Annotated in this window: 12 protein-coding genes; 10 read left to right on the plus strand and 2 right to left on the minus strand. The window is 34.5% G+C overall.

All coding sequences use genetic code 11. The features are described from left to right. Positions 1 to 2: 2 nt before the first annotated feature. Complete coding sequence (locus tag BUA03_RS16620) at positions 3 to 245, minus strand: hypothetical protein (protein WP_157492195.1); 243 nt, start codon at positions 243 to 245, stop codon at positions 3 to 5. Between the two features lie 67 nt (positions 246 to 312). Here BUA03_RS16620 and BUA03_RS04385 point away from each other — a divergent pair, with 67 nt between their 5' ends. The 8 genes from BUA03_RS04385 to BUA03_RS04420 all read left to right on the plus strand — a co-directional run bounded on the left by BUA03_RS04385 (position 313) and on the right by BUA03_RS04420 (position 10,823). Further along, entirely contained in the window at positions 313 to 822 is a 510-nt protein-coding gene (locus tag BUA03_RS04385) for a MarR family winged helix-turn-helix transcriptional regulator (RefSeq protein ID WP_066078491.1), read from the plus strand. A 46-nt stretch (positions 823 to 868) separates the two neighbouring features. Continuing rightward, complete coding sequence (locus tag BUA03_RS04390) at positions 869 to 3,259, plus strand: 3-hydroxyacyl-CoA dehydrogenase/enoyl-CoA hydratase family protein (protein WP_066078489.1); 2,391 nt, start codon at positions 869 to 871, stop codon at positions 3,257 to 3,259. 63 nt (positions 3,260 to 3,322) lie between these two features. Next, the gene (locus BUA03_RS04395) at positions 3,323 to 3,679 is read left to right on the plus strand and encodes a four helix bundle protein (protein WP_066078486.1); all 357 of its coding nucleotides are present in this window, start codon (positions 3,323 to 3,325) and stop codon (positions 3,677 to 3,679) included. A 56-nt stretch (positions 3,680 to 3,735) separates the two neighbouring features. Then, positions 3,736 to 4,917 carry an acetyl-CoA C-acyltransferase gene (locus BUA03_RS04400; protein ID WP_066078483.1) on the plus strand — a complete coding sequence of 394 codons (1,182 nt, stop codon included), beginning with the start codon at positions 3,736 to 3,738 and terminating at the stop codon, positions 4,915 to 4,917. Between the two features lie 67 nt (positions 4,918 to 4,984). Beyond that, positions 4,985 to 6,790 (plus strand): acyl-CoA dehydrogenase family protein, encoded by a 1,806-nt coding sequence (locus BUA03_RS04405; protein WP_066078481.1) that lies wholly within the window; start codon positions 4,985 to 4,987, stop codon positions 6,788 to 6,790. A gap of 515 nt (positions 6,791 to 7,305) precedes the next feature. Further along, positions 7,306 to 9,048, plus strand: a complete 1,743-nt coding sequence (locus tag BUA03_RS04410) for an APC family permease (protein WP_066078479.1) — start codon at positions 7,306 to 7,308, stop codon at positions 9,046 to 9,048. Between the two features lie 62 nt (positions 9,049 to 9,110). Continuing rightward, entirely contained in the window at positions 9,111 to 9,923 is an 813-nt protein-coding gene (locus tag BUA03_RS04415; RefSeq protein ID WP_066078476.1) for a mechanosensitive ion channel family protein, read from the plus strand. Then, the gene (locus tag BUA03_RS04420; protein WP_066078473.1) at positions 9,924 to 10,823 is read left to right on the plus strand and encodes a mechanosensitive ion channel family protein; all 900 of its coding nucleotides are present in this window, start codon (positions 9,924 to 9,926) and stop codon (positions 10,821 to 10,823) included. Between the two features lie 143 nt (positions 10,824 to 10,966). On the opposite strand, the gene BUA03_RS04425 is transcribed toward BUA03_RS04420, so the two are convergent. Continuing rightward, positions 10,967 to 11,881, minus strand: coding sequence for a YihY/virulence factor BrkB family protein (locus tag BUA03_RS04425; protein ID WP_066078470.1), 915 nt, complete (start codon positions 11,879 to 11,881; stop codon positions 10,967 to 10,969). A 241-nt stretch (positions 11,882 to 12,122) separates the two neighbouring features. On the opposite strand from BUA03_RS04425, the gene BUA03_RS04430 reads away from it, so the two are divergent. Both BUA03_RS04430 and BUA03_RS04435 read left to right on the plus strand, forming a co-directional pair. After that, positions 12,123 to 12,650 (plus strand): superoxide dismutase family protein, encoded by a 528-nt coding sequence (locus tag BUA03_RS04430; RefSeq protein WP_066078467.1) that lies wholly within the window; start codon positions 12,123 to 12,125, stop codon positions 12,648 to 12,650. Between the two features lie 113 nt (positions 12,651 to 12,763). Continuing rightward, complete coding sequence (locus tag BUA03_RS04435) at positions 12,764 to 13,963, plus strand: LETM1-related biofilm-associated protein (RefSeq protein WP_066078464.1); 1,200 nt, start codon at positions 12,764 to 12,766, stop codon at positions 13,961 to 13,963. Positions 13,964 to 14,479: the final 516 nt, after the last annotated feature.

Here is a 14,479-nt window from a genome sequence, read left to right on the forward strand (position 1 = left end):
AATTACGTAAACCCATAATCCCACCAATTTAACGACAATTCCCATTCAATCTCCTTAGTAGGATTTGCGTAAGGGATGGAAGTGGCATCCTTTTCTAAAATCCCGATTTTTTTTGGGATTTTAGAAAAAATACAACGGACAGCCCGACCCGCAGGGATACGCCCAAATAAAATAAATCTTCTTAAAAAAGAGTATAAACTTCTCTGTTTCAGCAGAGTTTTTTTATATTTAATACTTTTTAACAAAAAAATAGTTGAATATATTATGCATGCATAGTATTTTTTATTATATTTGAAAACGATATAGTTACTTATGAAAGATAAAACAATAGATTATATTTTGCGTGCCACGTGGCAAGCGGTTTCCAGAATGTACAACGAGGAAGCTTCTAAATATGGTGCAACCATGGCTACAGGGTTTGCTTTATTGAGCATGGATAAGGAAAAAGGAACGCCTTCCACGTCATTGGGTCCAAAAATGGGAATGGAGGCCACTAGCCTAACCAGAACCTTGAAATCCATGGAGGAAAAAGGCCTAATCATCAGGAAAAAAAATCCAGAAGATGGTCGTGGTGTATTGATTTACTTAACCGAATTTGGTAAAGAAAAAAGAGAATTATCAAAGAATACAGTGTTGAAATTCAATGATGCGGTCAAACAATCTATTCCAGAAGAGAAACTAATGCATTTTATAGAAGTGGCTGACATCATAAATGAATTAATTCTCGACAAAAATATATTTAACCGCACGAGCGCAAGCGAACTGGTGCACCAATCTGAAAAAATAGAAAATGAAACCCCTAAGATTGTCAGTAATTCTTAAAAATCAGGCTATTTTTTTCTAACAAAAAAACAAATATAAACTAAGTATGAAACGCACAATTAAAAAAGTTGCAGTGATTGGATCCGGAATTATGGGTTCAGGAATTGCGTGCCATTTTGCCAACATTGGAGTTGAAGTTTTACTATTGGACATTGTGCCAAGAGAACTTACCGAAGTGGAAGCCAAGAAAGGACTGACTCTAGAAAGTAAAATTGTAAGAAACCGATTAGTGAACGAGCATTTAGCCAATTCCCTTAAATCGAAGCCCTCTCCTATTTACAGTCAGCAATTTGCAAGCAGAATCACAACAGGAAATACCAGCGATGATATGGCTAAAATTGCCACTGCCGATTGGATTATTGAAGTTGTAGTAGAACGTTTGGACATTAAGAAAATGGTTTTTGAACAGATTGAAAAATTCAGAAAACCGGGAACCTTAGTAACTTCAAATACGTCTGGAATTCCAATTCACTTTATGAGTGAAGGACGAAGCGAAGATTTTCAAAAACACTTCTGTGGGACCCACTTTTTTAATCCTGCGCGTTATTTAAAATTGTTTGAAATCATTCCTGGCCCACAAACAGCAACGGAAGTTTTGGATTTTCTTACTGATTATGGTTCTCGCTTTTTGGGAAAAACTTCGGTCGTTGCCAAAGATACGCCTGCCTTTATTGGAAATAGAATTGGGATTTACGGAATTCAAAGTTTGTTCCATTTAGTAAAAGAAATGGGATTAACGATTGAAGAAGTGGATAAATTAACGGGTCCAGTTATTGGTCGTCCAAAATCGGCTACTTTCAGAACGGTTGACGTAGTTGGATTAGATACATTGGTACATGTTGCCAACGGAATTTACGAAAACTGTCCTACTGACGAGCAACACGATTTGTTTAAATTACCAGATTTTGTTAACAAAATGATGGAGAACAAATGGTTAGGAAGTAAAACAGGTCAAGGTTTTTACAAAAAAGTTGACAAAGACATTCTCTCTTTGGATTTAGATACGTTAGAATACCGTCCGGCGAAAAAAGCGTCTTTTGCAACTTTAGAACTAACAAAAACGATTGACAAACCTATTGATCGTTTCAAGGTTTTGGTAAAAGGAAAAGACAAAGCAGGTGAATTTTACAGAAAAAGTTTTGCTGGAATGTTTGCTTATGTTTCGAATAGAATTCCTGAAATATCAGATGAAGTATACAAAATAGATGATGCAATGAAAGCCGGTTTTGGATGGGAAAATGGTCCTTTCGAAATTTGGGACGCTATCGGTGTTGAAAAAGGAATCGAAATCATGAAAGCAGAAGGTCTCGAACCAGCAGCTTGGGTAACTGAGATGCTAGCTTCTGGAAGTTCTAGTTTTTATTCTGTAAAAGAAGGAGCTACATTTTTCTATAATATCCCTACGAAATCACAAAACAAAGTGCCAGGTCAGGATGCTTTTATTATCCTGAATAACATTCGCGAAAGCAAAAAAATATGGAGTAATAGCGGCGCAATCATACAGGATTTAGGAGATGGAATTTTGAATTTAGAGTTCCAGTCCAAAATGAATACTATAGGTGGTGATGTTCTACAAGCCATTAATAAAGCAATCGATTTATCAGAAAAAGAATATCAGGGATTGGTTATTGGAAATCAAGCAGCGAATTTCTCTGTTGGTGCCAATATCGGGATGATATTCATGATGGCAGTTGAGCAAGAATATGATGAATTGAATATGGCGATCAAAATGTTTCAAGACACGATGATGCGCGTGCGCTACTCTGGAATTCCAGTGGTAGTTGCACCACACGGAATGACTTTTGGTGGTGGTTGCGAAATGAGTTTGCATGCGGACAAAGTAGTTGCTGCCGCAGAAACATATATGGGATTAGTAGAATTTGGTGTAGGTGTAATCCCAGGCGGCGGTGGTTCGAAAGAATTGGCTATGCGTGCTTCCGATTTATTCCATAAAAATGATGTAGAGCTGAATGTATTACAAGAATATTTCTTGACCATTGCCATGGCCAAAGTATCCACCTCAGGTTATGAAGCGTTTGACACCGGACTTTTACAAAAAGGTAAAGATATTATTGTGGTAAACAAAGACCGTCAAATTGCCGAAGCAAAGAAACATGCTTTACTAATGGCCGAAGCTGGTTACACTCAACCTATTCGCAGAACAGATGTAAAAGTACTAGGAAAACAAGCTTTAGGAATGTTCTTAGTAGGGACGGACCAAATGGAAGCTGGTAAATACATCTCTGAACACGATAAGAAAATTGCAAATAAATTAGCTTATGTGATGGCTGGTGGTGATTTATCGGAACCTACATTAGTATCAGAACAATACTTATTAGACCTTGAAAGAGAAGCATTTTTATCACTTTGTACGGAAAGAAAAACATTGGAAAGAATCCAATTTATGTTAACCAAAGGGAAACCACTTCGTAATTAGAATTTAAGTAGTGAGATTTGAGTATTAAGTATCAAGAGTTAAATAATTTAAGTAGCGAAAATTATGCATCAATTTGAAAAACTAAAAATCTGGCAAAAAGCAATGGACATTACTGAAAGCGTATATAGAGTTTGCACTGATCTACCTCAAGAAGAAAAATTCAATCTTACCAGTCAAATGAAAAGATGCTCTGTTTCAATACCATCAAATAGTGCTGAAGGCTCTGGAAGAAATTCTAAAAATGAATTTGCACATTTTTTAGCAATTGCTAATGGTTCGACTTTTGAATTGATAACTCAATTAATGATTTCTAAACGTCTTAAATTAATAGATGACTTAAAAATTACACCAATAATAAATGAATTAGTCGAGGTGAGTAATATGAATTTTGCACTTCAAAAAACATTAAAAAACCAATAAATTTAACGATTGGAAAGTCTTAATACTTAATACTCCAATCTTAATACTTTTTATAAATGAAAACAGCATATATAGTTAAAGCTTATCGTACTGCAGTAGGTAAAGCACCAAAGGGAGTTTTTAGATTTAAAAGACCCGATGAGTTAGCAGCAGAAACGATTCAATTTATGATGAATGAATTGCCAGACTTTGATAAAACGCGTATTGATGATGTAATGGTAGGAAATGCCATGCCAGAAGCAGAACAAGGTCTTAATGTGGGACGTTTGATCTCTTTGATGGGATTAAAAATTGAAGATGTTCCAGGTGTAACGGTTAACCGGTATTGTGCATCAGGATTAGAAACTATTGGAATGGCAACTGCAAAAATCCAATCAGGAATGGCACATTGTATTATTGCTGGTGGTGCTGAAAGCATGAGTTTTATTCCGATGGGAGGGTACAAGCCCACGCCGGATTATGCTGTTGCAAAAGCAGGAAACGAAGACTACTACTGGGGAATGGGTTTAACAGCCGAAGCCGTTGCACAACAGTTTAAGGTATCTAGAGAAGACCAAGATGAATTTGCTTATCATTCTCACATGAAAGCTTTGAAAGCACAAGCCGAAGGTAAATTTGACAAACAAATTGTTCCTATTACCGTTGAACAAACGTTTATCAACGAAAACGGAAAAAAAGAAACTAAATCCTATATTGTCAATAAAGATGAAGGACCTAGAGCAGGAACTTCAAAGGAAGCGCTGGCTGGTTTACGACCGGTTTTTGAAGCTGGCGGAAGTGTAACAGCTGGTAACTCCTCACAAATGAGTGATGGTGCAGCTTTTGTACTTGTTATGAGTGAAGAGATGGTTAAGGAACTTAATCTTGAACCTATTGCACGATTAGTAAACTTTGCCTCAGCTGGTGTTGAACCTAGAATAATGGGAATAGGACCTGTGAAAGCAATACCAAAAGTATTGAAACAAGCAGGACTAACTATAAATGATATTGACTTAATTGAATTAAACGAGGCTTTTGCCTCACAATCGTTAGCAGTCATAAGAGAACTTAATCTAAACCCTGACATTATTAACGTTAATGGTGGTGCAATTGCAATGGGACACCCACTGGGATGTACTGGAGCTAAATTATCAGTTCAATTATTCGACGAAATGAAACGTCGTGGAAACAAATATGGTATTGTTACGATGTGTGTGGGAACAGGACAAGGTAGTGCTGGTGTTTACGAGCTTTTATAGTCCAACATTATCATTCGTTTTTTGAGGATGAAGATCATAAAGAAAAAACATATTAAAAAATAAAAAAATGGCAGATACAATTGAAAAAAACGTAACCCGTGGCGGTCAGTTTTTGGTTAAAGAAACAAAGTGCGAAGACATCTTCACTCCTGAAGATTTTACAGAAGAACAATTAATGATGCGTGACTCCGTAAAAGAGTTCGTAGACAAAGAGTTATGGCCACACAAAGACCGTTTTGAGAAAAAGGACTATGCGTACACAGAAGAATGCATGAAAAAAGCGGGAGACTTAGGTCTTTTGGGAGTTGCTGTTCCTGAAGCTTATGGTGGATTAGGAATGGGATTTGTATCAACGATGTTAGTTTGTGATTATATTTCTGGGGCGACGGGATCATTCTCCACTGCTTTTGGAGCACATACAGGAATTGGAACGATGCCAATTACTTTATACGGAACAGAAGAGCAAAAACAAAAATACGTTCCTAAATTAGCTTCAGGCGAATGGTTTGGTGCCTATTGTTTGACGGAACCTGGCGCTGGTTCAGATGCCAATTCTGGAAAAACGAAAGCGGTTTTATCTGAAGATGGGACACATTACAAAATCACTGGACAAAAAATGTGGATTTCAAACGCTGGTTTTTGCTCGTTATTTATCGTTTTTGCCCGTATTGGTGATGATAAAAACATTACCGGTTTTATCTTAGAAAACTCAAGTGATAACGGAATTTCTATGGGTGAAGAAGAGCATAAATTAGGAATTCGTGCTTCCTCTACACGGCAAGTTTTTTTCAACGAAACGAAAGTTCCCGTTGAAAACATGTTATCTGAAAGAGGAAATGGTTTTAAAATAGCGATGAATGCATTGAACGTAGGGCGTATTAAATTAGCCGCTGCTTGTTTAGATGCTCAGCGAAGAGTGATTTCAGGTTCTGTGCAATATGCTAATGAAAGAATCCAATTCAACACTGCTATTTCTCAATTTGGGGCTATTCGTTCTAAATTAGCCGAAATGGCAACCAGTTGTTATGCCGGTGAAAGTGCTTCTTACCGCGCAGCGAAAGATGTAGAAGATCGAATTACAGCTCGTGAAGCTGAAGGAATTTCACATCAAGAGGCGGAATTAAAAGGAGTTGAAGAATATGCTATTGAATGTTCTATATTAAAAGTAGCGGTTTCAGAAGATGTTCAAAATTGTGCGGATGAAGGAATTCAAATCTTTGGTGGAATGGGATTCTCTGAAGACACTCCAATGGAAAGTGCTTGGAGAGATGCTCGTATCGCTCGTATCTATGAAGGTACTAACGAAATCAACAGAATGTTATCTGTAGGAATGTTGATCAAAAAAGCAATGAAAGGTCACGTCGATTTATTAGGTCCTGCAATGAAAGTAACGGAAGAATTAATGGGAATTCCTTCTTTCGAGACACCTGATTACTCTGAATTGTTTGCAGAAGAAAAAGAAATGATTGCCAAATTGAAAAAAGCATTCTTGATGGTTGCTGGTGGAGCAGTTCAAAAATATGGACCAGATTTAGATGCTCATCAACAACTATTGATGGCAGCTTCTGACATCTTGATCGAAATCTACATGGCAGAAAGTACTATTCTTAGAACTGAAAAATTAGCAAAAAAAGAAGGTGAAGCTAAAGTGCAAGAGCAAATTGCAATGGCCAAATTATACCTATACAAAGCAGTAGACATTGTAACACAAAAAGGAAAAGAAAGCGTAATTTCTTTTGCTGAAGGTGATGAACAACGCATGATGCTAATGGGCTTGAGACGATTTACTAAATACGCCAACATGCCAAATATTGTAGGTTTAAGAGAAGTAATCACAACAAAATTAGTATCTGAAAACGCATATTGTTTCTAAATTGAAGATTGTTTTTAGTGTTTTTTTTTGTCTAAAAAACCGCAACTGTTATACACAGTGCGGTTTTTTTTATTACTCTACTTCTAAATTCCAAAATTAGCAGCAGGGATACTTTATAGGATATTAAAAATATTTCTACCTATTAAAAAAATTGTCGGATACGTACTTTTTAACAGCTCACTTTTAAATCACCTGAAAATGACAAGGCAGTAATGTTATTATGCTATTCTACAACTTGGCTTTCGATTGATTTAAAATATTTAAAAATTAATTGTACTTTAAACACAATTTGAACTGGAAAAAAGTCATTTTATTTTTTTACACTCCATTTTTATCTCTACTTTAGTATTAATTAGTATACTTGTTTTTTTATCCTTTAAACTGGTAGTTTCTTTCCTTTCAGTTTAGTAAAAAAGCTAGTAATTTTAGTTACAATTTATTTAACCAAACGCTATTCGTCTTTTCTGCGTCAAAAACCGGCGCTGTAAAGCAGCAAAAAAAATGTCAAGTTAAAAATGAAAAAAAATTTAAACAAGAAATTAAACGAATTACAAGCAACCGCGATTTGCGGAAATGATATTAGCTCCTCCTGTTTGTATGTTTCTGCATTAACTATTATGTATGCGGGACAATTTGCATGGATTTCACTGTTAATAGTTGCCGTCGTACTTTTTTTATTCAGAAAAATATACGGGGAAGTAGTAGGTGCAATTCCGCTGAACGGCGGTGCTTATAATGTTTTATTAAATACTTCGACAAAGAGAATAGCTTCTGTCGCAGCAACATTAACTGTCTTGTCTTATATGGCTACTGCCGTGATTTCGGCTTCAGAAGGCATGCATTACCTGCATGGTATTTTTTCGGGGTTTGATGTAACGATAGCTACAATTGTTGTCTTAGTGGCTTTCACTGGTTTGGCTATTTTGGGTATTGGCGAATCCGCTTTTGTGGCTGTAATTATTTTTATAATACATTTAATTACATTAAGCACGCTGGTTTTAGCTTCACTATGGTTCATTTCGAATAACGGTTTCCAAACTTTTTATATCAATTGGGAAGTACCAGTGTCCTCTGGCGGTGTCGTTACGGCCTTATTTTTAGGGTTTTCAGCAGCTATGCTGGGTATTTCAGGCTTCGAAAGTTCAGCTAATTTTGTAGAGGAACAAGAACCAGGTGTTTTTCCAAAAACATTGCGAAACATGTGGGCCATTGTTAGTTTTTTTAATCCAGTATTGGCACTATTGCTTATTTGCATTATTCCTCTTGCAGAAGTTGGAGATCACCGGGAGTCACTTCTTGCCTTTTTAGGGCAAACTACAGGAGGTTCCTGGTTAGCTTATCTAATTTCCGTTGATGCGGTTTTAGTTCTATGCGGTGCTGTTTTAACCTCATTCGTTGGAGTTTCAGGATTGTTAAACCGAATGACTTTAGACCGGATTTTGCCTAATTATTTTTTAAAACAAAACAAACGCGGCTCTAACTACAGAATAATTATTAGTTTTTTAGTCTTGTGCGTTTCTGTATTATTTGTTACCAAAGGCGATCTGATATCGCTGGCTGGCGTGTATACTTTTTCTTTTCTGGCGGTAATGGGTCTCTTTGGGATTGGAAATTTACTATTGAAATTCAAACGTAAAAAATTGCCTCGTCCAGAAAGAGCAAGGGGCATTTCAGTTGTTATCGCCATTACTTTTATAGCTATAGCTTTTGCAGGTAATCTATATATGAACATTGAATCTTTCTATACCTTTATAAAATATCTTTTACCCGCTTTACTGTTTATAGCTATCATGCTGAATCGGACTGTTTTAATACAATTATTAATTGATGCATTAGAATATTTCTCTAAACCATTACGAAAAATAGTTTTATTTAGCAATCGTTATTTAGTAAGATTAAATATAAAAATTAATTCGCAGGAATTCGTATTTTTCACAAAAGGAGATGATGTTGCCATTCTTAATAAAGTAATGCAGTACGTTGAAGCCAATGAAACAACAAAAAAATTAAAAATTGTAAATGTCAAAAAAGAGGGCGAGTCGAATGATTCACTTATTAAGGATTTAGAAGTTCTCGATCGAGCTTATCCAGACATCGATATTGAATTCATAGAAATTAAAGGCACGTTTGGTCCTGAAATAATAGACGAATTATCAAACAGATGGGATATTCCAAAAAACTTTATGTTTATCGGTTCTCCAGGAGATCGCTTCTCCTATAGGATTTCAGAACTGGGCGGTGTACGACTAATTATGTAGGGCATAAAAGAAAAAAACAGATAGGAATATGATTTTGTTCGCAAATAAAAAATACACCAATAATGAAAGAAATATTGAACTATACCCTTCTTCAATTTGGAGATTTTAATTTTAAATTAGCTACAATCTTCACTTTTGCTCTTTTTATTTTAGCTGTATTCATTTTGCTCTTCGTAATAAAAAAAACAATTTACAAAGCAACCCATATTGAGCTATCAAAAAAATATTCTATTTACAGCTTAATAAAATACTTTATAATCATTTTCGCTTTTATAATCGGCTTACAAATATTTGGTTTTAATTTATCGGTTTTAATTGCAGGTTCAGCAGCCCTACTTGTAGGTCTTGGTTTGGGATTACAAAATCTATTTAGCGATTTTATATCGGGTATAATAATTCTAATTGACTCAACGGTAAAAGTAAATGACATCATTGAAGTAAACGGCATAGTCTGTCAGGTACAGGAAATTGAAATCAGAACGACCACTGTATTAACTAGAGATGATAAATATATTATTCTGCCAAATTCTGATTTAACAAAAAACCAATTAATAAATTGGACCCATAGTGAAATTACGTCTCGATTCGAGATCAGTGTAGGCGTCGACTATTCGTCTGATATAAAACTGGTGATGACTGTTTTAAAAGAAGCCACTGACAAACAAGAGGGAGTACTTCAAACCCCTAGCCCATTTGTACGTTTTACGGAATTTGGAGATTCTTCGTTGAATTTTTCTGTGATTTTCTGGTCGGATGAAGTTTTTAGGGTAGAAAACATTAAAAGTGAAATAAGAATCAGAATATTTGAAATGTTTACTTCAAATAACATAACCATTCCATTTCCTCAGAGAGTCATTCATCTAAATAAAGAATAAATGGAAGAGCAAATTCAGCGCTATCTTTTTAATCCTACAATAGGAAAAATCACAGTAATTTTAATTGGTGTGCTATTTATTTGGTCCTTAATTAAGGTCTTCCAGCGTAATTTTTTTTCGAAAATAAAAAATGCTGACAATCGATACCGTACTAAAAAATTCAGTAGTTTCATTGGATATTTTTTAACTATTCTGCTTATTACAATTGTTTTCAATGAAAAACTTGGGAATCTTACGGTAGCTTTGGGAGTTGCGGGAGCTGGTATTGCCTTTGCCTTGCAGGAAGTGATTGCATCATTTGCTGGTTGGCTAGCAATTCTATTTGGTAACTTTTATAATACGGGTGATCGCGTTCAATTAGGAGGTATCAAAGGGGATGTTATGGATATTGGAGTTCTAAGAACTACGATAATGGAAATTGGTCAATGGGTTGATGGAGATTTATATAATGGCCGAATTGTGCTAATCGCCAACAGTTTTGTTTTTAAAGAGCCCGTATTCAATTATTCCGGTGATTTCCCCTTTTTGTGGGATGAAATTAAATTGCCCATTCAATATGGTAGTAATTATGAAAAAGCAACAGCAATTTTCCTGAAAGTAGGAACTGAAGTAGCAGGAGATTTGGCTGAAAAATCACATGTAAAATGGAAAGCTCTTCAAAATAAATACCGATTAGAAGATGCACAAACAGAGCCAATGGTTTCCTTAATTACCAATGATAATTGGGTCGAATTTACTTTAAGATATGTTGTGAGTTATAAAAAAAGAAGAGCAACAAAAACCATTTTATTTTCTAAAATTCTGAAAGAAATTGATGCTACAAATGGAGAAATAAAATTTGCTTCAGCAACATTCCAATTAGTTCAAACTCCTGATTTGAATGTAAACATCAAAAAATAGTTTGGCTGATTTACTCTTCAAAAATTAAACTTAAACTATAAAAAACACTGGTATTGGAGAGGCTGCTCAAAGAAATCTACGTTGCTTTTTGAGCATCTAACGCTCTATTTTAGTAGCGATTCTATTTTGAATTATTACATGTTTTATTGTTTAACCTCTATTACTTCCACTTTAATTCCGACAGCATAAGCATTTGGAATTATTTTATTACCATGCGCATTGGCATACACTTTAGTGAATTCAGCTCCAAAATATAAAATTATAGCCGAATAATATACCCAAATTAATATAATTATTACCGATCCCGCAGCACCATAAACAGTAGCTACAGTTGAGCTACCTAGATAAAAGCCTATCGCAAATTTACCTATCATAAAGAAAAAAGAAGTAAAACTGGCACCTATTAAAGCATCCTTCCACACGATATATCCATCTGGTAAAGTTTTGAAAATTATGGAAAACAACATAGTAGTTGTTGCAAATAAGATGACAATATTGAAAACATAAAAGATATACACCGTGGTATCAGGGAAATAAACAAGCAAACGTGTGTTTATAACATCCATCACAGTATTGACCATCAAACTCACGAGCAACAAAAATCCAACTGATGCAATCATTGAAAACGACATTAACCGATTTTTAATGAATTTCATAATGCCTTTATTAGGTTTTGCCTTCAACCCCCAAATAGAATTGATAGAACTTTGTATTTCGGCAAATACGCCAGACGCTCCTATTAATAACATAACTCCTCCAAATATTGTGGCAAAGGTTACATTGTCAGACAACTCTATATTTTTGATCGTTTCCTGAATTTGAATGGCCGCTTCATTGCCAACCATACCATTTATTTGGCCAAAAAACCGCCCCGTAACTGCTTCTCTTCCAAACAAAAAACTAAAAATAGACAATATGATAATCAGTAGTGGAGGCAGTGAAAAAATAGTGTAATAAGACAATGAAGCGCTTAACTTTATCCCATTATCATCATCAAATTCGTTATAAGTTCTTTTCAATAAACTCCAGCTAATAATGGCTATATCTTTGTGCTTCATGTTTTTAACTCTTTTTTACTACTTTCTTAAAATAAAAATTCCAATTTTTAAAGTCTTTATCACTAAATGCAGCCTCAAAACTAGCCCTTTTGTTCGAATGATAAGCATTCCTTGCAAAAGTATAACGATATTATTTAACAATTAGAAGCGTATCTTAAAAAAAATAAGGCTATTCCATTATTAACAAGGGAATCTCCTACTCTGCACTCCAAAATTTCTTATCTTTGAAATAAAACATATTATGAAAAAATTAGTTTTACTATTTGGAATTGGTTTAGCAGTTTTAATTGGTTGTAAAACCAATACTTCCTTAAATAATGATAAGACATTAGTGATTGCTTTCGAACCAAAAAGTAATAGCAATGTAACTGGAACGGCAACATTTGTTGAAAATAAAGGGACAGTAACTATGATTGCTAAATTAACGGGCTTAACTCCAGGCATTCATGCGATACACATTCATGAAAAGTCAGATTGTACAGCTGCTGATGGAAGTTCCGCCGGTGGACATTGGAATCCAACCTTTAAAAAACACGGAAAATTAGGAGAGGGTGAAGCTCATAAAGGAGATATTGGTAATTTTACTGCTGATGAAAAAGGAAATGGAACCATCACTTTTAGGACTAGTGAATGGGGCATTGGATCTGCAGATGAAACTAAAAATATAATAGGTAAAGGGTTAATCGTGCATCAAGGCGCTGATGATTATGTTTCACAACCTGCTGGAAATGCAGGCGCGAGGGTTGCCTGCTCCGCTATTATCAAATAATATTTGAAATAATTCAAGGAAACCGTTTTGTAACTGATATGAGACGGTTTTTTAATTTTAATATAACAAACAGACCATAAAAATACATAGCTTTGTATCTTCAAATTAAAGCAATGATTAACCCTTCGGCATCAGGTTGGATAGATAAATTTTTTATTGAACAAAAATTTTCAAAAGATACTGTTTCAAACACTACTGACACGTTTTATCAAAAAGTTAGAGATACGGGTTTTATCTATGGTCATATCATTTCATTTGAAACCATAACAGCCGTTGATACCAAAGGCTGGTTTAAGGATGAGATTTCCAAAGTAGCCCTTTTGAATACCTTATATGGTGTTTTTTGTTTGACCAATGAGGATATTACTGCTGCTAATTTCATTAAACATGCCGTTATTTTTTACAATCAAATGCATCCTCAAGGATCTAATTTGTTTAAAAAAATACTACCAAAAAACTCCCCTTCTTTAACTTTGGAAAAAATCATTGATGCTCGTGTTCAAACCAATGACAGTATCATCAGTAAGAATTTTTCTCATCTTGTTACTAATGCATTATTGTTCATTGACACACTTGCGTTTCGCCAATATTTAAACCATGGAGAGATCCCCGAAAAATACCTAAAAAAAATTGAAGAGACCATTGTAAATATTGTGACACTGGCTTTAAAAATAAAATCTAAAAAATCACAGTATGATGATTTGTTAATCAAACTCTTCGAAGCTTCGATTCGTTATAGTAAATTCTCAAAAGTGTCAACTCAAAGTTTAGAAACACTTCAATTAGATTACTTTACAAATGATTTGGAAAAATATTATTTAATAGATATTGCCGGAATGGCGTTGTGGAGTGATGGAAAAATAGAAAATGACGAATTGTATTTTTTGCAATCGTTAGCTGAGATCCTGAAAATACCAGATTATTTTGTAAACGAAAGCATCAACAGTACCCAACTATTCATTTCAAAGCACAAAAAAGAAATTCCATATTTTAATTATTCAAATCCAGTTAAGCATTTTTATGATCAAACTACTCAAAGTGTGGTTACTCTTATTAGCCGTAATAAAAACAGATTGATTAAAGAAATTTTACAAAGTAAAGAATTAATGGTACTGCTAGCCTACTCCACTCGTAGGGATTTAGACGAAAAAGAAAAGAAAAAAGTCAAAAAGCAATTATTAGAAATTTGTAAAACCGTTCCATCACTAGCCATTTTTTTACTTCCAGGAGGGAGTTTATTACTACCTATCCTAATCAAATTTATCCCTACTTTATTACCATCTGCCTTTAATGAGAATATGGATAACGAATAGCCCGCATCAAAAAATCTATTGAATTGAATTCATTTTTGTGTACTTCAAATAATCTTGTACTGACGTTTTTTATTTATTAGTTCACATGTGGCTTTTTAGATAAAATAGCCCGTTTTAACACAAAATAGGATTGTATAAGTGGCACTTTATCGTTCGTCTTGAAAGCTAATCATTTATCAACTTGAAAGTCACAACAACGGTAAAAATCGATTATTTTAGCGCTTTATTGGAAGTCAAATGCATTTAGATTTTGGAATTAAATTATTTCTACTTACAAATTGTTCCGCTCAAAAAAGGATCTACCTTCCCAATTTCATATTTATTACGAAAGCTTCAAGACAAATTCACCAAGTCAAATTAGGCTAAAATCACTGCGGTTTTAAAATCTTTTTTAAGCGTATTGACAATCGCATTTAAGTTTCTATTCCAATTTCTCGTAAAAGAAATCTCCTTCAATAATCCCATCAAGTAGAATTTTAAGCTAATTATCTAATAGATTTTAAGGATTGACAAAAA

It is taken from the genome of Flavobacterium fryxellicola (assembly GCF_900143245.1).
GTDB classification, from domain to species: domain Bacteria; phylum Bacteroidota; class Bacteroidia; order Flavobacteriales; family Flavobacteriaceae; genus Flavobacterium; species Flavobacterium fryxellicola.

Coding starts and splice junctions, on each gene's coding strand:
- BUA03_RS04385 (WP_066078491.1), top strand. CDS start 313: ATGAAAGATAAAACAATAGATTATATTTTGCGTGCCACGTGGCAAGCG.
- BUA03_RS04390 (WP_066078489.1), top strand. CDS start 869: ATGAAACGCACAATTAAAAAAGTTGCAGTGATTGGATCCGGAATTATG.
- BUA03_RS04395 (WP_066078486.1), top strand. CDS start 3,323: ATGCATCAATTTGAAAAACTAAAAATCTGGCAAAAAGCAATGGACATT.
- BUA03_RS04400 (WP_066078483.1), top strand. CDS start 3,736: ATGAAAACAGCATATATAGTTAAAGCTTATCGTACTGCAGTAGGTAAA.
- BUA03_RS04405 (WP_066078481.1), top strand. CDS start 4,985: ATGGCAGATACAATTGAAAAAAACGTAACCCGTGGCGGTCAGTTTTTG.
- BUA03_RS04410 (WP_066078479.1), top strand. CDS start 7,306: ATGAAAAAAAATTTAAACAAGAAATTAAACGAATTACAAGCAACCGCG.
- BUA03_RS04415 (WP_066078476.1), top strand. CDS start 9,111: ATGAAAGAAATATTGAACTATACCCTTCTTCAATTTGGAGATTTTAAT.
- BUA03_RS04420 (WP_066078473.1), top strand. CDS start 9,924: ATGGAAGAGCAAATTCAGCGCTATCTTTTTAATCCTACAATAGGAAAA.
- BUA03_RS04425 (WP_066078470.1), bottom strand. CDS start 11,881: ATGAAGCACAAAGATATAGCCATTATTAGCTGGAGTTTATTGAAAAGA.
- BUA03_RS04430 (WP_066078467.1), top strand. CDS start 12,123: ATGAAAAAATTAGTTTTACTATTTGGAATTGGTTTAGCAGTTTTAATT.
- BUA03_RS04435 (WP_066078464.1), top strand. CDS start 12,764: ATGATTAACCCTTCGGCATCAGGTTGGATAGATAAATTTTTTATTGAA.